Here is a 20,968-nt window from a genome sequence, read left to right on the forward strand (position 1 = left end):
GAAAAAGCGATCAAAAAAGGCTTCCCTGAGGAAGCCTTTTTACAACGATATGAGCGAATTAATTACAGCTCTGCGTTGTGGTAAACCTGCTGAACATCATCACAGTCATCTAGAAGATCTAGGAATTTCTGGAACTTCTCAGCATCTTCACCCGATACAGGCGTATGAGTTTGCGGAACGAATGTGATTTCTTCAACATCGATCGTTAGATCTGGGAATGCACCGTTAAGCGCAGTTTTTGTTTTGAAGAATTCTGTGTGAGGTGCGAATACAGTGATAACACCGTCTTCTAGCTCAACGTCAGTAACGTCTACGTCTTCCATCATTAGCGTTTCTAGGATGATTTCATCATCGTCGCCTTTGAACTGGAATACCGCTTGGTGATCGAACATGTGAGAAACCGAGCCCTCAACACCAATTTTCGCACCGACTTTCACAAAGCATTGGCGTACATCTTGGAAAGTACGGTTGCCGTTGTCTGTTAGACAGTCAACGATAACGCTAGTACCGCCAGGGCCGAAGCCTTCGTAACGTGCAGGAGTGTAGTCTTCACCACCGCCACCGTTCGCTTTGTCGATCGCTTTATCGATAACGTGCGCAGGAACTTGGTCTTTTTTCGCTTTTGCGATCAGGTGTTTCAAAGACAAGTTCATGTCTGGATCACCACCACCGTTTTTCGCGCACATGTAAATTTCTTTACCGTATTTGGAATAAACTTTAATTTTCGCGCCTGCAGTTTTCGCCATAGAGGCTTTGCGCACTTCAAAACTTCTTCCCATCGGGATGTCTCTCTAAATTCAAATTTAATGCGAAGGATTTTAGCAAAAAGCGAAACCTTTTCAATTTCGCTTAGCAAAGGAATAGGGAGGTTACCTCATTCGTCACATTGGATTGAACCATTGCCACGGTTCGCGTTAAGCGACACCCATTACTCGTTTGTACTTTTCGACCGATTGCTGAAAAAACGCCTTTTCATCAGCATCGTTAATCTTGGACAACTGTTCTTCTATTGCTTCAGGACCAGATTTGGCCTCTCTGAGCTTCCAAACCAAAAACGACGCCTGCTTATCCAGTTCGATTTTGTTTTTTTCGTCAGGCGGCAATAGGGATAGATTAAACGACATTCACAGCCTCAAGGTACTTTAAATACTAGCCGGGCACTATATCACACAGAGTTACAATTACAGAATAGAAACGCACTTAACTTGATCGATTTCAAGTTAACTATTTAGGCACAGCGCTGATTTTCAGTGCTTTTGGTAAATGCTGTTCGAATATTTGTTGTAATCGAGTCTTGGTAACGGGTTTAGCCACGAACTCGTTCATCCCAACATCGAAGCAATGTTGCTGATCCTCTTTAATGACATTGGCACTTAGCGCAATAATTGGAACGTGTTTCCCCCACTCTCCCATTTTTCGAATTCGCTCCGTAGCAATAAACCCATCCATCACAGGCATTTGGCAGTCCATAAAAATCAAATCGAAAGGCTGCTGATCACACAGCTGCAATGCTTCTTCGCCATGGTTGGCGACACTCACTCGCACACCCAGTTTTTCTAACATGATGCGAACTACCTTCTGATTGACGATGGTATCTTCAACAACCAATACCCAAGGTTTATCATTATCTTGAGGGCTGATTTCGTTGTCTTCCGCTTTCGGGAAATCTAATACATTAAGTTGGCCGGTATAGGTCGATTGCGCATTTATTACAGCAACAGGAATCGAAAATTCAAAACAGCTTCCCAGCCCAAGCTCACTTGTTAGTTGTATTTCTCCTCCCATCAAGTTAACCAACTGTGCAGCTATCGCCAAACCAAGCCCTGTCCCACCATACTTTCTGGTGGTACTACCATCAGCTTGTTGGAAGCGTTCGAAGATTGCTTGTTGGTGCTCTTTCGCAATACCAATACCAGAATCCACAACTCGAAACCGGATATGAGCGGTCTCTCCATCAAGTCGAGATAACGCTACAAGAAGCTTCACATGGCCGCGCTCGGTAAATTTAATCGCGTTGCTCAACAAATTGTTCAGAACTTGTTTCAATCGTGTGGCATCACCTTGCACTTCCATTGGCAAGTGAGGATCAATATCGCTGAGCAGCTCTAAGTTTTTCTGCTTGGCTTTGACACTATGTAAACTGATGACATCGTCAAGTAGCTCGCGAAGATCATAGCTCGTGTATTCCAGCTCTACTTTGCCAGCTTCAACTTTAGAGAAGTCCAAAATGTCGTCGATGATCGTCATTAGTGAGTGAGAAGAACTGTCAATGATCTCTACAAACTCTTTTTGCTGGGGATCGAGGTCGGTGTCATTGAGCAACGACGACACACCAATAATGCCATTCATCGGTGTGCGGATCTCATGACTCATAGTGGCAAGAAACTCACTTTTCTTACGATTAGCGACTTCTGCCCTATCGCGTTCAGCCTCTAACTCAGTCTGGTGCTCTTCCACTTTCTCAACACTTCGGTTGTATTTCTCTGCCAAAACACTCACTTCATCAAAGCACCATCGTTTAGGGAGAGTCACTTTACTCGGCACTGTACCGCCACGAAAATCGCTCACCGCACCAGACAGCAATTGTAACGGATTGACCAACAAGCGAAACGCCACCCAAAGAACACCAATGATGAGAACAAGAATTTTGATCGCTTCTGTCGTAAGTAGAAAAAAGAACTGCTGCCAAAGATCTTCATATATCGCGCTAAGATCCGATTGAACCGTTAATATCGCGAGATCATACGTTTTATCGCCGACCCGATACTGCATCGGCCAGCTTCTCTCGACAACATCCTCAGAAAGCGCCGAACCTAATTCAATGATAACTTCGTCTTCACTAGCAATACGTAAGTAGTCCACCGAGGGCATACGCATTGCACCTTGAGCTTGTGTCAGCAACAGCTCCCTATCCTCTACCCACAAACTCGCAGAAAAGCTCGATAAATAGCTAGACTCAACCTGCTTTAATTCAACATCTAAATGGGCTAAATCTTCGTGAAAAACTCGATATAAGCTCACTGTAGAAATGATGACCGTAAAGATTAAACTCAACGTTAATACCGCCAACATAAGTTGGTTGCCGATACTAAAACGACGTTGAGATCGCTCTTTTTCATCCATATGAAACCGCTCCGATAAACTTGCGCTACTCTAAATATAGCTACGCACAAATAATAATCGAGGATACGATGAAAAGACTTCTACTTAGATTGGCTTTTAGCTTAATTGTTGTAAGTTCTCATGTGACCGCAAATCAAGTGAACTATTACGTCATTGCTGAACAAGCTCGACCATTTCAAATTGAACAACAGGGACAAATGCACTCCGGAATTGTGACCGATATCGTCAGCGCTATCTTCGCGGAGTCGGATTACCAAGTGAATTATCATACTTATCCATTTAAACGTATGATTTCCATATTGGAAGAAGGCGCTGAGCCAAACTGGTTAACTTATGGCAGCCCGAACTGGGGCAAGGTGCAATCGGAAAATTTATCTGAGGAGCCCATTTACACTGTAAAACATGTACTGGTGTCGAGTAGCGAGAAGCCTTTAGAATTCAAAAATATGGATACGATGCATGGTCGTTCTATTGTATTACTGCTGGGGTTTGATTATCCAAATTTAACACCGTTCTTTGAAAATGGCAGTGTCAATGAAATGCGCGTGAAAGACTACAACGCCGCATACCGAGTGATAAGCCGAACCCCTGGAGATACAGCTTTTGTCGAGATGGAATCCCGAGTCCTTTACAACTTAAAGCGACTCAATTTGCCGTTAGAGAATTTTCAGATACAGCCTTTCAGCTCGGTTATTCCTGACTACTCAATCTACCTAGCTTTTTCACCTCAAATGCAACCAGAAACTCAAAATTACATTAATACACGACTCGTTGAATTAAAAACCTCAGGGGAAATTGATGAAATCATTCAAAAGTATCAATGAATCAAATCATTAACAAAAACGCCAACGATGATACGTTGGCGTTTTTGTTTCTGTAAAATCTGTAGCACTTACTTAGTGTGGTTAACAAACTTAGGATCAAACATGTGCCCCAATTTACTCGCCTTGGTTTGCAGGTAATGTTGATTACTTGGGTTATTCCCTTCTTGTAATGGCACTCGTTCAATGACGTTAATATCAACCGCTTTTAAGGCGGCGAGCTTGCGTGGGTTATTCGTCATTAGACGCACAGCGTCAATCCCCAAATGCTCTAGCATTCCTTTACAGAACGCGTAATCACGCATATCAGCGGCAAAACCTAAACGCTCATTTGCTTCCACGGTATCTGCGCCATCATCTTGTAAGTGATAGGCACGAATTTTATTAATCAAGCCGATTCCACGCCCTTCTTGACGTAAATAAAGCAGCACGCCACATCCCTCTTTGACGATGTTTTGTAGCGCTCTATTAAGCTGAAAACCACAGTCACAACGCGTGCTAAATAGAGCATCTCCGGTAAGACACTCCGAATGCAACCGAATAAGTGGAGCTGCACTTTTTGTTGGCTCACCATAGACCAGAGCAAGATGCTCTTTATTTGTCGCGGCTTCAATAAAGCCGTACATCATAAATGTGCCCCACTGGGTGGGCAATTTGGCTTTATCGATAAACTTCACGAGATTGTAAGGCTCAACATGTCTCAGCTCTGCCCGCACATTCATCAGAATCTCTCCTAGATGATTTTCTCCTTTACCATCTCCCCCGTCTCCCCAAAAGGCATCTTTATGAGAATGCTCTGTTAGGCAAGCGTTACCCGTTCTCATTAATTGCTGCGCTAATGGTGGATTTTGTAGAAACTTTTCCCTAACGATGAAAGCCATAACAGCCAACTTTATATCGTCCCAATCGCTTCTGACAAAGTGTTCGTATTTGCGGCTTAAAGCAAACGCTTCGTCAGGGGTGCTTGCGTGCTGAATTTTACTTTGCAACTGAGCATCGAGAAACTTTTGGGCTTGGTAATAATGTTCGCTGGTGGGCCAAGTTTGGGAGGAGATATTGACTGGGGCATGGCAAAAATTTGAGAGAAAACCGTGGGGCTCATCGGGCTCATAAAAAAGGATTTGATCAACCATACTTGCGCTCCTTGCTTTGTGGTTGCGATAATCAACAAAAAGCATATCGCTACTGATATATCTAGTAACACAAGGTCAGATTGTCAAACTTCTTCGGGACGGGACGTGAGTGTGAAACTCGTGCTTTTGAGGCGCAAGACAGATAAATGGACGGTTTGAATAAGAGAGTAATAGAGTGAAAAAATAAAAAGGGCAGTCCGTCGACTACCCTATGGGTTGCTAAACCAACCTGAGGCGATCAGTGTATCAAGCCAAGCTCCCTTGCTTCTTCAATGGTCAACCCACTTTCACGGATCTCACGTAACGCTTCAATGCGTCTTCTGGCTTCTGCTGATTTCACTGTTTTCTCTGGCTTCACAACGGTTTCCTCATCAGGTAATTCCCATTTGTGAGCGATGTTGGTCATCTCGTCATGGTCGATAGAATTAATGGACATATTTCCTCCGAACACACCATGTTTTCGATGCGTAATCTATAGCAAAACCGGAACAAGGTGGTAAGAAAAACTGTAGGGAAATGTGACCCCTCCCGCCCTTTCGTTAACTCCTTAATAGATTCATCATTTAAGTTTTGCCAAGGGACAAATTTACGATTAAATTTGAGTAATTCCCCCTACGAAAAGTGTGCTGATCTAGCTCTCAATTCTGCTCTTCTTTAGTTTTATCAACGACGCATTACACCACTTCCTGTTTCACCTAACTTTCGAGTCACTTCACTGATTCATGGTTTGATACTTTCTAAAAACCGCCACACCTGATAATGATAATAATTATCTTTTAGATTAGTTAGGTGTTTATATGGATGGTATTAACTTAAGTCATGCATACCACAATGACCCGGTCATCCAGATCCGAGATTTGTGCGTCGATTACATCACTGATAATGGTGATTTTAATGCGGTAAAGTCCATCAGCTTTGATATCGGCAAAGGCGAAGTATTTGGTCTTGCCGGTGAATCTGGATGTGGTAAAAGCACAATCGCATTCTCAATAAATCGTCTTCATAAGCCGCCAGCGTACATTTCTGGCGGTAAAATATGGTTTGATGGCAAGGATATCCTTAGTATCTCAGACTCTGAGCTGACCGCTCTAAGGTGGAGTGAAATCGCCATGGTGTTCCAGAGCGCGATGAACTCACTCAACCCTGTCTTAACGATACAAGAGCAATTTGCAGATGTGTTACGACACCATCAAGGCCTCACTAACGCTCAAGCAAAAGATAGAGCAGAAAAGTTGTTGGACTTGGTCAATATTCCTCGAGAACGCTTAGCAGAATATCCTCATCAATTTTCAGGAGGAATGCGTCAGCGGTTGGTGATAGCCATTGCTTTGTCTCTAAATCCAAAACTGATCATTATGGATGAGCCCACAACAGCATTAGATGTAGTGGTACAGCGAGAAATTTTACAGCAAATTTATCAGCTTAGAGATGAGTTCGGTTTTTCAGTCCTCTTTATCACTCATGACCTGGCACTCATGAGCCAACTATGTGATCGAATTGCAATCATGCGTCACGGAGAAATCGTCGAAGTCAATCGAGCATACGATATACGCAATCATCCTCAACACCCCTACACGCAAAAGCTATGGGCTTCTTTCCCAAACATCCATGACGTCCACAAACAACCAGAGTTACAAGGAGCGTAACCATGAGCCAGCCTATCATCCAAATGAAAAATGTGATTAAAGAATTCAAAGTGGGCGGTGGTTTAGCGAAAGAGGAAACCTTTCGTGCGCTTCAAGGAGTGACTTTTGATCTGTACGCAGGAAAAACCTTGGCTTTGGTTGGAGAGTCAGGCTGCGGTAAGAGTACTTGCGCTCGTTTAATAACCAAAGTCTATCCAGCAACGCAAGGCGAGATCCTTTTCAATGGCACTGACATAAATGAGATCACGTCACGATCGGCTCTACAAGAATATCGCAGTAAAGTACAAATGGTGTTTCAAGATCCGTTTGGCTCTCTCAATCCAACTCATACCATTCGCCATCACCTAACACGTCCTTTAAAAATTCATAAACAAGTCAAAAACGCGCGCGACATCCCAGCCCGCTTGGAAGAGCTCCTAAAGCTGGTGGAACTACCTGAAGAGACATTGAATAAGTTCCCTCACGAACTCAGTGGTGGGCAACGTCAGCGAGTAAACTTAGCAAGGGCTTTAGCGGTAGGTTCGCAAATCATTCTTGCAGATGAGCCTACGTCTATGCTGGATGTTTCTATTCGCTTGGGAGTGTTGAATTTAATGCAACGAATGAAGCAAGAGCTGGGAATTGGTTTTTTATACATCACTCATGATCTGGCGACTGCGCACTACATCGCGGAAGAAACCGCAGTAATGTACAAAGGGCAAATCGTTGAATGGGGCGACACTCATTCAATACTTAAGAATCCGCAGCATCCTTATACTAAGCTGTTGATTTCTGCCGTTCCTGATCCTGACTTACCTTTTGGTAACTTAGTGAAAAATGAGCCAAACTATTCGATAGATGCCGATGAAATTCGTCAACGTAGCAGCATAATTGTCGACGAATTTGATCAAATAGGGCCAAATCACTATGTAAAACAATGGACTGAGGCAGCGTAATGGATTTGAGTACTTGGCAAGATCAAATCGCCATGTGGTACGAACAGCGGAAACATGATCAAGTAGAAAAATTGGAAACGATCTTATATCAGGTGCCTGATGACGTGTTTGGACCCGAATTGAGTGATCTTCAAAGTAAAGCGATTGCTTGCTGGTTGGATGGATGTTTACGCGTGTTTCAACATGCAAGGTACCAAGACCCTCAGAAAGCATATCAAACCTTGCTTTATACGAGTGCAAAGCTTGAACAAGCAGCATGCCAAGTCTCGACTGATATTCTGATCAAAGATTGGTGTTTGAGACGACTTCAGCATCTCACCGTTGTGGCGTTAGAGTTTTGTAATCAGCAGTGTGATCAAAACAAGTGGCAGGAACAAGCCCATAGCTTAATCGAATCACATGTTGCGTTGATGCGTTCATTACACTGGAATGAATCCAAGAAGCATGATCAAGGTTTACCTCATTAGTCCGGAAAAATGATCAAGGCTTAATTAGCGGAATTTTAGGCAAAAAAAAGCGAGTTTCCTGAGGAGAAACTCGCGAAGTCTATTCAGAATGAATGTAACAATATGAGCCAATCTATTAATCATCAGAAAGGACAAAAGGTTGTCTATTCGGGATAAATAGTAGTATTAGGCTTGGCTTCTAATGTCAGTGGTTTGTAAGAGTTAAGTCTGTTTTTTATCATCGAAAGACATTGTTACATTTCAAACCGATACATCACACCTATAGCTTGATACACATCAAGCGACACTTTTAAATCGCCATTTCATCCAAGGCACGAAATACCATTTCATCCATGTGACCATCGAAGATTTGACGACAAACTTTCCGACGCACCGCTAACCCCGCAATCAAGCGCTCGATGGTAAGATGCTTAACATCGTTCTGGGTGTTAAACAGCTCGACGGTTTTACTTAATGTCTCATAAGGAATCGGCTCATCCCCTACCCTTAGCCAATCGAGCTTCTCTATGTAATCTGAGCACTCTTCTTTGATTGAGGCATAGGAGTGCCCTGTCATCGCAGACAAAGCCGTTATACTGCGTTCTAGAGCCTCTGGTGAGGTATATTTAGATAGAGTAATGGTGATCTCATCAGCATTGATCTCTACCAAATGTTTTCTTTGCTTCACGCGTCGCCCTAAATTTCCTCTTGGAGACGGTGCTTTGCGTTGAATGGGCTCAAATTCGCCGTCTATGATGCCTGAGAGCTCCTCAAGCTGTTGTCGGGTTACCATCTCATTACGAAGTGGATTTGGCAGCGTAGGCGCCATGTTACGCTTTCCTGCGTTGGTCGTTCGCGCTCGCGAGTAACGTAAGACCTCTTCGACATCACATTTGATGTCGATCTGGTAGTCCATCACTTTGTCATTTTCGATCATGGTTTCGATCGTCAGGTGATAACCCCACAAATTAACGACGAATAGATCATCATTCCCTTTTCCATCAGACAAACGCTTTAGTTCTCGGATCAGATCCATGGAGAAACGTCGCCATTCAATGTTACGTGCAAGTTTCTGGTTTAACTCACTCAGTAGCATGCAATCCGTGTGACGACGAACCATGCGACTACGGAAGAAAGAGTACAGTTGAAACACCAAAGTATGTTGTTTCAAGATCTCTGGCGGAAACAAGAAGAAATAATCGCGTGTTAACAGCTCTTCATAAAACGAAGGTTCCCAAACTAAAATATATAAGTTTGGCTTGATACGAATTTCACCATCGCTTCCCTCCACAGGTGCCTCTTCAGAGGCCGTGATGGTTCGAGCAAGAAAACGAAAACGATCACTTTTGAAGCCCTCTGGCATGTTTTCACTTAGCCAACGTCCAGTAAGTTCATGGAGCTGAAAATCAGTGAATTCAATGCGATCAATGCTATCGCGAATGGAATCACGAGCTGGGCCACTGTCTTTTTTGCCTCTGAGCGACAAAATATCAGTGATGTATAGCGGCGTTTTGTTTGGTACGTGAGCCGCATCAAGCTGATACTGATCTTTGTGATGATCATGATATTGAACCGTTAACGTGAAGAGAGCGAACAGGGTCATGAGATCATCCACAGTCATGATATTTTTGGATGATCGCGTCTCGATAACGGCTTTTGTGCCAGAGATCGACACCATGGATTTCTGATAACTTTTTCGAGTTCTTGGTGGCGCAAGTGCTTGGTCAATGATCCCAGCCCAATTTGTTGGAGATACAACAAATTGATCGGCTTCATCTTTCATCGTGGGAGGTGTGTTTAACCCGTGCTCATTCAACAAACGTTTGTTTACTTGAGTCTGAGCCAATGCTTTCGAACGTTTTTGTTTCTCGTTCTGGCGAACTTTGTCGGTAACAAGACTTGTTGCTCCCAATACAGATATAAGCTGATTTGGATTCACAAATTTATGTAGCATCGTTTTACCAGCAAGTCCCTCTTCAAAACGCACTGGTGTTTGAGTAAATAAACCAATATTTACTGCTGCGCGCAAACGTTGTTGCAGAGCTGCACGTGTAAGTTGCCCATCTGTTGCTTCAACAATCTCTGTGGTTGAAACCAAACCATCCTTGCTGCTGAAGCCTCGTAATGAGATCAGATTAAGCAACTCTAAGATGCTTTTGGTCACCCCTTTGAAATGTTGGTACTGCTCTACCCAATCCGCAGAGGATTCATGTACCTCAAAAAGATGGCCATCTTTGTGGCTTCTCGGTGCTTTAATCAGAATTTTTTCATCAGCCGTCATTTTAGATCCAGATCACACTAGCCGTAGTTGTGCTATGGTTCCGAAGAATAAAGAAAAACAGATCATAAATAAAGAAAAAAGATTGTTTTTTAAATAACTGATCTTTTTGATTAATCTGATCTTAATTGATTATATGATCTAATGATCTGGCTTGAAATTTCTCGCTAAGCTTTTGTTCTATAAGACTATTATTTCCATGTGTTTCGGAACTATGATCATAAGAAATCTGAAAGTATGATCAACAATAACCTGAAAGCATGATCATATTTATTCGTAAGCATGATCATTAAGGTTATGAAAAGATGATCAAAAGAGTCTTGAAACGATGATCATGATGTTTTTACAGGTTATCCACAGATGCAGTATTTAATAATGATCTTCACGATGATTATATTGTGCATTGGTGATGTTATTTATACTCGGATCGATGATCAAGAGCCAATATATCTATCGTTCTGGCGCCCATATTGATGAGATATCACTCATCTGATTAAAATACATTCAAGTCGCTCATATTTAGAAGTAAATCCTAGTCTCTGCTTATTTACAGGAAGCATGATCATGAGAGCGTGATTTATCATAGCAACTTGAGCAATTTCATTGTTCCGGCTTCTATAACGTCAATTTCTGCTCAATCCCCCATTCTGTCTGCACTCAACCGTAAATCAGAGAAGAAAACTCATGCTTCCGAGAGATTCTAAGGCTTGATCATATTTCCGATTAATGGATCTTATTTTATTTGCGTGTTTACACCGTACTCTGCTCTATTTTTCCATGATCATGCTTTCGGATTTGCTTATTAACACGGAAGCATGATCATAAGCATACCTTGATCATACTTCCATAGATGTTTCGCTGGAACTGCCCTATTTTGCTCGGAGACATGATCAAGGTGTTCAGGTCTTTATTGTTCCGATATTACTTACTATTTTTCGTTTAAATTAGGTTGGTCTAACATAATCCGTAATTTAGCTTAAGATTATAATCGTTCCGGTAGAAAATTGATTTACATTGTAAATGAGTGACGCTGTAACACTTTTTATTTTTAAGTTTAGGTGTCCACTTATGAGAAGATTATTTGATTAAAAATAGTTATCTTTTTGACCATAAATCATAAAAGCGTCGATTTGGGTGTTTTTTTATGTGATGGTAATTCAAAATGTTCGTGCACCTTTTTGTTGTTTTTGGTCTTTACTGCTGTACAATTGCAATTATAAATCCTTCCAACGGAATTTGGCATGAAAAGAGAAAAAACGATTGAAAACCTTCTTGAGTTAGCGGAGCTGACTCAGCAGGTTCAAGCTGACCGTATTGAAATTGTTTTAGAAGAGCGAAGCGATAACTACTTCCCACCAATGTCGAAAGCGATGATGGAAACCCGTTCTGGTCTAACTCGCCGTAAGCTCGACGACGCGATTGGTAAAATGGAAGCCGCTGGGCATCAATTTACTAAAAACAACGCGAATCATTATTCAATTACGTTAGAAGAAGCACACATGCTCATGGATGCGGCTGAAGTGCCTAAATTTCATGAGCGTAAAAAGAATTCAGGTAACAAACCTTGGATTATTAATGTGCAGAACCAAAAGGGCGGTACAGGTAAATCAATGACCGCGGTTCATTTAGCGGCATGTTTAGCGCTAAATTTGGATAAACGATACCGTATTTGTTTAATCGACTTAGACCCACAAGGCTCGCTACGTTTATTCCTCAACCCGCAAATCAGCATGGCAGAGCATGATAATATCTATTCTGCGGTAGACATTATGTTGGGTAACGTGCCTGATGGTGTGGAAATTGACAGTGAATTTTTACGTAAAAACGTATTGCTGCCAACGCAATATCCGAACTTAAAGTCGATTTCAGCGTTTCCAGAAGACGCGATGTTTAATGCGGAAGCATGGCAAACGCTATCTGAAGACCCATCACTCGATATCGTCCGTCTGCTGAAAGAGCAACTGATTGATAAAATTGCTGATGACTTCGATATCATTATGATTGATACCGGTCCACACGTTGACCCATTAGTATGGAATGCGATGTATGCATCAAATGCCTTGCTAATTCCTTGTGCGGCTAAGCGTCTGGACTGGGCTTCAACAGTAAACTTCTTCCAGCATTTGCCTACGGTATATGAAATGTTCCCGGAGGACTGGAATGGTCTTGAGTTTGTTCGCTTGATGCCAACCATGTTTGAGGACGACAATAAGAAGCAAGTTTCTGTTTTAACTGAAATGAACTATCTTCTAGGTGACCAAGTTATGATGGCTACTATTCCTCGTAGCCGTGCGTTTGAAACCTGTGCCGATACCTACAGCACAGTATTTGATCTGACAGTAAGCGATTTTGAAGGCGGTAAGAAGACACTAGCTACCGCGCAAGACGCTGTTCATAAAAGCGCACTGGAATTAGAGCGTGTGCTGCACTCTAATTGGCCGTCATTGAATCAGGGGTAATAAGTAAATGGCTTTGAAAACGTCTGAATTAAACGCGAAATTATTTGGCAAAACGAATAAGCGTCGTGTTGTGACTCCGCAAGAGGCGCAAACTGCGGCAAAAGAGAAAGCTCAAACGATTGAACTAGCAGTTGCAGGTGAAAATATTGTTCAGTTTGAACTTGTGCGTATTCCTGCAAATAAAGTTGCGACAGAAACAACAGTATTTGTTGATAACGCTCGTGAGCAATCGTTCTTAAACGAACATGCTTTATCTGATGTTTTAGTCACACTCAAAGAGCGTGGCCAACAATATCCAGCAGTGGGTCGTAGAACTGAAGATGGCAAGATTGAAGTTTTAGATGGTAGCCGTCGTCGCATGTCTTGTATCCTCGCTGAACAAGACTTTTTGGTTTATGTTGCTGACAACATTAATACTGACCATGCTAAGTTTTTGTCTGATGTGGCAAATGCTCACAAGCCGCTCTCTTTATATGAAAAAGGGAAAGAGATGCAGGCTAAGCTTGATAGTGGTGAAGCTGAGGATCAGAAAGCATTGGCAAAAATGTTCCAGTGCAGTGAAGCGTTGGTAAGTGGCGCTTTAAAAGCCGCAGCATTACCGTTAGAACTGCTTCAAGCGTATCCGAATGTTGGCGATCTCGGTCGCCCAACAATCGTGAAACTGCACAAACAGTTTTCAACGCTAACGCCAGAGCAGCAGCAAGAGCTGTTAGATAAATGTCGCTCTAGCGAAGGGTTTTTATGGCAGCGAAGCACTGCTCAAGGCGTTGCTCGTCTGACAAAAGAAGTCACGGAAAGCATCGAAAATTGGATTACTGAACTTGCACCAGCAAAACCTGGTAAGAAGACGGAAAAAGTCGACTTAGTTAAAGGTCGAGCAAGCTATAGCCGAAAAGGTAGCAGCCTGGCGTTGAACTTGAAGAAAGTTGACGACAGCTTAATGGAAGAGATTCTTGCGTTTGTACAAACCAAACTGCAATAACAAATGATGATTGAATCAACCGCCTCCGGGCGGTTTTTTTATATCTGAGAAGCGTCAAATTAAAGATGTGATACCATTGCGTCAGTTCAACGTTGGATAGACAAAATGCAGACACAATCTGATTTCCTTTCATCACTTCAACATCAAGCTCACCAATCTTTCCAAAGGATTGGTGTTGTCATTCAAGGCGAGGCTTCTTGGCAAAATGCGTTGATGTCAGAGTTCCATAAAACGCAGCGCCATCAACGTTGGTTTTCTGTTGGTGATTTTGGTTTGAAAAACGTATCCAGTGTTTCGTCTAAACAAGGGCACATGTTGCTAGGCAGAGAGTGTGACGTTCTATTGTTTGATGCTCGAAATGGCTTTGACGCCAATAGTTTTACCGCCGCGCTTGGCTCATTGGTTGGCGGCGGTTTTCTTATTGTCATTACTGAGCTGCGACAAAATGCGAATTTTGCTCAGCAATGGATGCACAAACAATGGGAGAAGCTCGTTGTTATTGAGCAAGACAAACCATTGCCAACGGCTCCAGACATCAAGCAAGCAGAAAAAGAAAGCCACTACACGGAACAAGAACATGCCATTTCTCTAATTGAAAAGGTGGTGACAGGACATCGAAAGCGACCATTAATTTTGACCGCTGATCGTGGACGTGGAAAAACAAGTGCCCTCGGAATTGCGTGTGCGAACTTATTACAGCAGAAGCCGCTTAGAATCTTAATTACGGCACCATCTATAAAAGCCGTTGAGCCTGTTTACCAACATGCTTTACGTTTACTCCCTAGCGCACAGCGTATTAAGAAGGACAGATTAGAATCAGGGCAGGGAGCCATTCAATTTATTGCTCCAGATGAACTATTATTGAGTCGACCTGAATGTGATTTGTTACTTGTCGATGAAGCGGCTGCAATTCCAGTTCCTATGCTCAAAAGCATTACCGAACATTATCATCGACTCGTTTTTTCTACGACTATTCACGGTTATGAAGGTTGTGGCCGGGGCTTTACGATTAAATTTGTTGATTGGCTTCAAAAACAGCGTTCGGGAATGAAAACATGGCACATGACACAGCCCATCCGCTGGAGCATGAATGATGCGCTTGAATCATGGCTCTATGACGCGTTTTTGTTGGATGCGGAGTTAACGCACCATCAACTTAAACAGGTCGACTCAATTTCCCTTTCTAAAGCCGATAAGAAAAATTTGATATCGCAGCCTAGTTTGCTGCGTGAGTGCTTCGCTCTTTTGGTGAATGCTCATTATCAGACCTCGCCGAATGATTTGATTCACCTTTTGCAAGACGACAACAGTCAGCTCTATTTTGCTAAGCAAGATAATGCGGTTGTGGGGGTAATATTAGCGGTCGAAGAGGGTGGGCTTGACGCTGAATTGGTTGAAGAAATTCAGCTTGGTAAGCGTCGTCCTAAAGGACACTTAGCCCCAGTTACGATTGCAAACCACCTAGGATTTCCGAATGTCGCGAATCTATCGACGCTGCGAGTCATGAGAATTGCTGTTCATCCGGAATTGCAAGGAAGAGGCATCGGTCAAAAAATGCTGCAGCAACTTGATCAAATGGCGGCTAAACACATTGCTTACTTATCCACGAGTTTCGGTGCGACGGAAGAGTTGGTCCATTTCTGGCGACAATCGAACTTCCGTACAATTCGCTTAGGGTCAATGCGCGATGCTGCTAGCGGTTGTTATTCAGTCTTGATGGTCAAACCTTGTGATTCCCAACAGACGGCTTGGGTCGATGAATCTCAGGCGCTATTTGAAGAAATGTTGTCTAACAATGTGGCTGACGTCTATCCAAAATTAGAAGCCTCTATTTTTCGAGCTCTATTACCGCAACCTTTGGGAATGAGTCCACTTCATCCCGCTAAGTTATTACTAATTGAATGCTATGCTGATGGTGGTAACAGTTATGAGTCCGTGTCTGCTTGGCTTCAGCAGTGGTTACTTAACTTAGGTTTGAACTCCGCTTCCGACTTGATGATCAGTAAGCTTTTTCTTAACCGTAGTTGGACTGAATGTGCTCAGCAATTTGGTTTACCTGGAAGAAGGCAAGTTGAGCAGCAGTTAAGGGACGAAGTAAGACACATTTGGAACGATTTACACTGTAAACACTAAAGGGAAATTTACACTGTAAATGAAATTATTAGGAGCTGATTTTACACTGTAAATCCAGCTCCTTTTTATTTCGGCGTGTATTTTGATTGAGCTTTAGGTTAAATCGAAATGCTCTCTTAATATCTGTTTAACCGTTATTGATGGATTACTTTCTTTAGTGACGTGAGCCCTATAATAAGAAATGCGAGGTTTGTTCAGAAAACGGATTTGGGTAGACTGAAAGTGTTGATGGGAAGCAAAGTGGTAAGGGTATGTGGAAGCTGTGTCTTGAGTTATCTGAAGATAAGACCAAGGTGATAGCCCGTCTTCCGGGAGAAGTGGACCTCGGTGGTGAGCTAAATCAAAATGAATTAAACGAGCAGCTCGTCGCAATGAACGCTGAAAAGATGTTTGTTGTTGAGGGGGAAGTCGTGAGATTCATTAACTGCGCCAAAGAACGTAAAGCCGAGGCCTACGAAGGCATCGTCATTGCGGAAAAACGCAACGCGCAAGTTGAGGTTGAATTATCGAATAATGACATGCTCGCCAGTATGAACGTTGTCGGCGCGTACGGAGGCCGAGGTTTACGTGGCCCCGAGATTGTTCAAGCCCTTGCTCAAGCGCGAGTTTCGAAAGGCATCAACAAACTGGCTTTGAAGAAAGTGTTGGTTGTCAGCACTCAGCTCAAACCCGGCGAAACTTTTTCTCAACCTGTAGCGGTTGGTAAGCAACCTATCAAAGGCAAAGACGCTCTTTTTACTCCTCTTGTTAAAGACATCACCAAACGCATCCTCAAACCCAAAGACGGCCAATCTGCTAGCGACAAAATTGATTTACGTAACCTCGGTGAAACTATCGCGGTTGACGTAGGCGATGAGGTGATGCGCCGCACGCCTGCGACCAAAGGCACGCCTGGCTTTACTGTTCAAGGGCGAGTGATTCCTCCGCAAGCCGGAAAAGACAGCCCAATGAAGCCGGGCAAAGGCACTGAGATAAGCAAGCACGACCCAAACCTATTGATTGCATCGGTATCCGGTACGCCTCTAATTAAAGACAAAACCATTGAAGTTGATAACGCACTCTGTCTCAATAGCGTTGGCGTGAATACAGGTCACGTGAAATTCAAAGGGAATGTGATTATCGGTGGCAACATTGAATCCGGCATGATTGTTAAAGCGACGGGTTCTATTACTGTAGGCGGCTTCATTGAATCGGCTGACGTACAAGCGCAAGACGACATTCAAGTTGGTAAAGGGATCATTGGCCACACCGTGAGTGATGGCCAGCCAAAGAGTTGTCACGTCAAAGCCAAAGGTTCGATTCGTGCCAGCTACGCCCAATATTGTGATTTGCAAGCCGGCGAAGATATTGAGTTGGCGGTGCACAGCATGAATAACGATATTGTTTGTGGGCGCAATCTGACGGTGCTAGATGCGAACGGTAGGAACGGCACGCTTAGCGGCGGAGATGTAAAAGTCGGTGGCAAAGTGGTGTGCTTACAATTGGGCGTAGAAGGCGACACCGCCACTAAGGTAGAAGCGTTCGCACGCTATTCTGCATTTAAGGAGCGATTAGCAGAGCTCAAAGATCAATACAAATACGCTCAAGAAGGAACGATGGATGTGATTCGTAAAGAGCTCGAATTTAAGAAACGTCCTAAAGCCGAACGTACCGACGAAGAACAAGCTCAGATTGACGTGATGAAAACACAAAACAACGAGCAGCTTGAAGCGATAAAGCAAAAGCTAGAACAAACGGAACACGACTTTGAAGTCGCGTTAGAAGAAAATATTGTCGAAGCCAAAGAGCGTGTCTTCACTCGCGTGACGGTGCTGTTTGGCGACGAGCAGGTAACGACAAAGCGCACTCATGGCGGTTGTTCGTTCCGTTTCAATCAATACGAAATTAAAGTTTCGGCGAACTTGGAAGAAGAGGACGTCGCTGCGGTTTAAGCTTTCTTACTCACTGAGCCCACACGTCGCAACAAGATGTGTGGGCTTTTTTTATCTACAAATCGACAATGTGCTCTTGATAGTAGTCCGCAAGCGCACCGACTTGGCTGCTACACATTACTTTCATTGCTTGTTTAATGTGTTCTATTGGCCAGTTCCACCATTGGATATTGAGTAGAGTTTCAATCTCTTTATCGCTAAATCGTTGACGTACGACTTGGTTGTTTCCAACCACCACAGAATAAGGTTGCACGTCTTTCGTCACTACGGCGCGTGCTCCGATGACGGCTCCATCGCCGATGTTTACTCCGGGCATGATCATCGCCTCACTGCCAATCCAAACATCATTCCCCACCACTGTATCTCCGGCACGCTCGAAACCGTCTTGTACGCCTTCTCCAAATTCTTCAGGAGAGAAGGGGAAGGTCGAAATCCAGTCAATGCGATGACCTTGGTTTCCTGCCATCATGAAGGTGGCTCCAGAAGCGATGGAACAAAACTTGCCAATGATTAATTTGTCGATGCTATCGGGTTCTCTACTTTGCCATTCTTGAAGTGTGACGGGGTCACCCAACAAGTAGCGTACCGCTTGCTCTTCGAAGCTTTTTTGATGATAGAAGCCCGAGTAATAGCTGTAATCGCCAACGATGATATTGGGATTAGTGATGTGATCTTTAACGACTTGACCTTTTAACCACGTGTCGAAAACACTCATAACTCATCCTTTCAAATTTAGGTTGTACAGAGTTTAGAGGCTTTCTATTATTTCCAGTAGTTTGATTTTAGAGATTCAGAATTACTGTATGGAAATAAAATGGCTCAGCTACGTACCACTTTACGTCGCTTTGTGTGAGGAACGGAGTATTGCTGGTGCAGCAAAGCGACTGAATTGTTCGAATGCGCATGTAAGTCGGCAACTTAAACAGCTTGAAGACATATTGTCGATGCAGCTTATTCAGCGAACTACGCGCCAGTTTAATTTGACCTACGATGGTTTGCGGTTTTATCAGCAGGTAAAGCAACTGCTCGAAGGCGCTGAGCAGATCAATGAGCAAGTCATGGCAAACGAGATCGTATCGGGAAAATTGAGAATAGCGGCGTCCGCTTCTTTCGGAGCTGCGTTACTCAGCCAAACATTGATCGAGTTTCGATTGCAACATCCACAAGTGAGCGTCGAAGTGATCTTCACAGAGACACCTCTCGACTTGATTGAGGCTGGGTTTGATATCGCATTCTACTTTACCGATACTCCCCCAGAGGGATACGTCGGCCATCAGCTACGCACTTTACACTGTAAACCGATCGCTCATCGCTCGTATTTAGCTGATAAACCAAATGTAAGTACGCCAGAGGATCTTGGTGACTTAGAGCACATCCTTTATAAAAGTCGTGACTTGGTGTTAGACAAGTGGACGTTTACGCATAAGCAAACTCAACAGCAGTGCAGCATTGAGTTAGAAAGTATGCTGAGTTTTAATCTTGTCCAGTCCATGTTGGATGCTACTTTGGCTGGCTGTGGTGTAGCCATGTTAGATGAATTTGCACTGGCTAAACTCGACCCTGCACAAAAAGAAAAACTCGTGAGTTTGCTGCCAGAATGGCAAACGGATGCGATTTTGCCGCTTTATCTGCTTTACCCAAAACGTGAGCACTTACCAAGAAGAACGCGAGCGTTCATCGAACACTTTAGGAACATATATTCTGTCGGCGAATAGCGACAACAAACTTAGCAACAATTGAGGAAGCAAAGGAATGCGAAAACACTGTCACCAGTTTTCCTGATGCAGGCGTGTTGGTCAAAACAGGTAACGAAGAAAACATATTACGAGGGTGAGCTTCTTCAAATCAGCATTAAAGGCAATAACTACTGACCGGACACAGAAGAAGCTCATGGATTCAGCTAACTTACATTAAGTATCGTGCTTACAGCTCGTAACGCAGACCTAAGTGGTAGTAGCTTTCGTCTGCGTGCGCACCGCCAAACGAGACTTCTTGTCCATTGCTGTAGCCACGCGAGCCGTTACGATCAACGTAGTTTGTGTAGATAGAAGAACGAGGCGTCAGTTTGTATTGCACTTCTAGCGTTGTATCTTTCAGCTCTAGCTCGTCACCATCACTGTTTTCTAAAGAACGATAACCAGCACGCAGTGCCCATTTGTCATTTACACTGTAAACCGCCGTCAATTCCATCACTTTGTCGGTGCTGGTTTGTGAGTAATAGCCTTCTAGTTCATCTTCCGAGTACAACGCACCCAACATCAAATCACCTAGGTAGTAACGCGTACCTGCGCCCCAGAATGTGTAATCGGTGTCGTTGCTTTCACGTGCATCACCTTTATTTTTCTGCATCGCCACCACTGGCGCCAAGGTACCCAAATTCCCCATGTCTAGCGTATAACGCAGTGCAGCGTTGTAACCGTAGTCGAGCTCAGAAGTGTTGTTTCCTAAAATGTACGCGACAGAAAAGTCGAAATTACCTAGGCTGTTTTGATATTGCAGCGTGCCATCTTGACGGAAAACTTGCGTCGCGGTTTTGTCGACTTTATTCGCTTGGCGCGCCATAGAAACATCGGAAGAGGCGAACACATCACCAATGTCGGTAAACATAATCAATCCAGATGCCACGCGACCACCAGTAATACGACCATAATCTTTCGCATCAATACCCGCCCATACATAACGTGCAGTCAGAGATGGTTTGTCGTTTACTTGGTTTGCGTATTCAGCTGCACCCACTTGGTATTGCGCTTGGCCGATGATCGACGCGTACTCGTTGATGGTTTGTGAACCGTTTAAACCAATACGGCCATCAAACTCGCCATTTGCATCGCCGTGCTCGTCATTTTTACTGGTGACATTGAAACCAAGACGAGAGTAAATATTTAAAACTGACCCATCTTCCGCTTGATACAGCTGCGCTGCCATTGCGTTTGATGCCATCAATGTAGGGAGAAGTAGAGCCAAAATGTGCTTTTTCATGATTAACGACCTTTCATTTCTATTGTTTTAGGTACGACAAAGCCTCTTCCGAGTAACGGAATAAGAAAAATTGTCGTGAAGTAGAGAGAGGGTGCGCCCTTG

General features: G+C 43.5%; 17 protein-coding genes. 9 read left to right on the plus strand and 8 right to left on the minus strand.

Going from position 1 to position 20,968, the window contains the following annotated elements; all coding sequences use genetic code 11:
- Nucleotides 1-62: 62 nt before the first annotated feature.
- The 3 genes from KJB35_RS02740 to KJB35_RS02750 all read right to left on the minus strand — a co-directional run bounded on the left by KJB35_RS02740 (nt 63) and on the right by KJB35_RS02750 (nt 3,123).
- The gene (locus KJB35_RS02740) at nt 63-779 is read right to left on the minus strand and encodes a YebC/PmpR family DNA-binding transcriptional regulator (protein WP_005374482.1); all 717 of its coding nucleotides are present in this window, start codon (nt 777-779) and stop codon (nt 63-65) included.
- A 135-nt stretch (nt 780-914) separates the two neighbouring features.
- Nucleotides 915-1,124 (minus strand): DUF3283 family protein, encoded by a 210-nt coding sequence (locus KJB35_RS02745; RefSeq protein WP_005374484.1) that lies wholly within the window; start codon nt 1,122-1,124, stop codon nt 915-917.
- 100 nt (nt 1,125-1,224) lie between these two features.
- Entirely contained in the window at nt 1,225-3,123 is a 1,899-nt protein-coding gene (locus KJB35_RS02750; protein WP_285357655.1) for an ATP-binding protein, read from the minus strand.
- A gap of 68 nt (nt 3,124-3,191) precedes the next feature.
- Here KJB35_RS02750 and KJB35_RS02755 point away from each other — a divergent pair, with 68 nt between their 5' ends.
- Nucleotides 3,192-3,947: an ABC transporter substrate-binding protein gene (locus KJB35_RS02755; RefSeq protein WP_005383196.1), complete on the plus strand. Its 756-nt coding sequence runs from the start codon at nt 3,192-3,194 to the stop codon at nt 3,945-3,947.
- A 68-nt stretch (nt 3,948-4,015) separates the two neighbouring features.
- Here KJB35_RS02755 and ribA read toward each other — a convergent pair whose 3' ends face one another.
- Both ribA and KJB35_RS02765 read right to left on the minus strand, forming a co-directional pair.
- Nucleotides 4,016-5,077, minus strand: a complete 1,062-nt coding sequence (gene ribA, locus KJB35_RS02760) for a GTP cyclohydrolase II (protein ID WP_017635221.1) — start codon at nt 5,075-5,077, stop codon at nt 4,016-4,018.
- A 238-nt stretch (nt 5,078-5,315) separates the two neighbouring features.
- On the minus strand, nt 5,316-5,513 hold the full coding sequence (locus KJB35_RS02765) for a PA3496 family putative envelope integrity protein (RefSeq protein ID WP_005374493.1): 198 nt from the start codon (nt 5,511-5,513) through the stop codon (nt 5,316-5,318).
- 361 nt (nt 5,514-5,874) lie between these two features.
- On the opposite strand from KJB35_RS02765, the gene KJB35_RS02770 reads away from it, so the two are divergent.
- The 3 genes from KJB35_RS02770 to KJB35_RS02780 are packed head-to-tail and all read left to right on the plus strand — an operon-like array spanning nt 5,875 to nt 8,125.
- Complete coding sequence (locus KJB35_RS02770) at nt 5,875-6,723, plus strand: ABC transporter ATP-binding protein (protein ID WP_054576517.1); 849 nt, start codon at nt 5,875-5,877, stop codon at nt 6,721-6,723.
- A 2-nt stretch (nt 6,724-6,725) separates the two neighbouring features.
- Nucleotides 6,726-7,658: an ATP-binding cassette domain-containing protein gene (locus KJB35_RS02775; protein ID WP_104980285.1), complete on the plus strand. Its 933-nt coding sequence runs from the start codon at nt 6,726-6,728 to the stop codon at nt 7,656-7,658.
- Complete coding sequence (locus KJB35_RS02780; RefSeq protein WP_065275567.1) at nt 7,658-8,125, plus strand: transcriptional regulator; 468 nt, start codon at nt 7,658-7,660, stop codon at nt 8,123-8,125. The genes KJB35_RS02775 and KJB35_RS02780 overlap by 1 nt, the downstream gene beginning before the upstream one ends.
- A 289-nt stretch (nt 8,126-8,414) precedes the next feature.
- Here the strand turns inward: KJB35_RS02780 and KJB35_RS02785 are convergent, their stop codons facing one another.
- The gene (locus KJB35_RS02785) at nt 8,415-10,385 is read right to left on the minus strand and encodes a replication initiator protein RctB domain-containing protein (protein WP_017635223.1); all 1,971 of its coding nucleotides are present in this window, start codon (nt 10,383-10,385) and stop codon (nt 8,415-8,417) included.
- Nucleotides 10,386-11,623: 1,238 nt separating this feature from the next.
- On the opposite strand from KJB35_RS02785, the gene KJB35_RS02790 reads away from it, so the two are divergent.
- The 4 genes from KJB35_RS02790 (at nt 11,624) to KJB35_RS02805 (ending at nt 17,887) form a co-directional block, all read left to right on the plus strand.
- The gene (locus tag KJB35_RS02790; RefSeq protein ID WP_005374503.1) at nt 11,624-12,841 is read left to right on the plus strand and encodes an AAA family ATPase; all 1,218 of its coding nucleotides are present in this window, start codon (nt 11,624-11,626) and stop codon (nt 12,839-12,841) included.
- Between the two features lie 7 nt (nt 12,842-12,848).
- Nucleotides 12,849-13,823, plus strand: coding sequence for a ParB/RepB/Spo0J family partition protein (locus KJB35_RS02795; RefSeq protein ID WP_005374504.1), 975 nt, complete (start codon nt 12,849-12,851; stop codon nt 13,821-13,823).
- A 105-nt stretch (nt 13,824-13,928) separates the two neighbouring features.
- Nucleotides 13,929-15,956 carry a tRNA(Met) cytidine acetyltransferase TmcA gene (locus tag KJB35_RS02800; protein ID WP_213907521.1) on the plus strand — a complete coding sequence of 676 codons (2,028 nt, stop codon included), beginning with the start codon at nt 13,929-13,931 and terminating at the stop codon, nt 15,954-15,956.
- Nucleotides 15,957-16,207: 251 nt separating this feature from the next.
- Complete coding sequence (locus tag KJB35_RS02805) at nt 16,208-17,887, plus strand: DUF342 domain-containing protein (protein ID WP_065275565.1); 1,680 nt, start codon at nt 16,208-16,210, stop codon at nt 17,885-17,887.
- 55 nt (nt 17,888-17,942) lie between these two features.
- Here KJB35_RS02805 and catC read toward each other — a convergent pair whose 3' ends face one another.
- Nucleotides 17,943-18,602, minus strand: a complete 660-nt coding sequence (catC, locus tag KJB35_RS02810; RefSeq protein ID WP_065275564.1) for a type C chloramphenicol O-acetyltransferase — start codon at nt 18,600-18,602, stop codon at nt 17,943-17,945.
- Nucleotides 18,603-18,690: 88 nt separating this feature from the next.
- Here catC and KJB35_RS02815 point away from each other — a divergent pair, with 88 nt between their 5' ends.
- Complete coding sequence (locus KJB35_RS02815) at nt 18,691-19,602, plus strand: LysR family transcriptional regulator (protein WP_213907523.1); 912 nt, start codon at nt 18,691-18,693, stop codon at nt 19,600-19,602.
- A 208-nt stretch (nt 19,603-19,810) separates the two neighbouring features.
- On the opposite strand, the gene KJB35_RS02820 is transcribed toward KJB35_RS02815, so the two are convergent.
- A complete protein-coding gene (locus tag KJB35_RS02820) occupies nt 19,811-20,866 on the minus strand; it encodes a porin (protein WP_213907524.1) in 1,056 nt (351 codons plus the stop codon).
- Nucleotides 20,867-20,968: the final 102 nt, after the last annotated feature.

The organism is Vibrio sp. D431a, assembly GCF_030248655.1.
In the GTDB taxonomy this organism is placed as follows: Bacteria; Pseudomonadota; Gammaproteobacteria; order Enterobacterales; family Vibrionaceae; genus Vibrio; species Vibrio alginolyticus.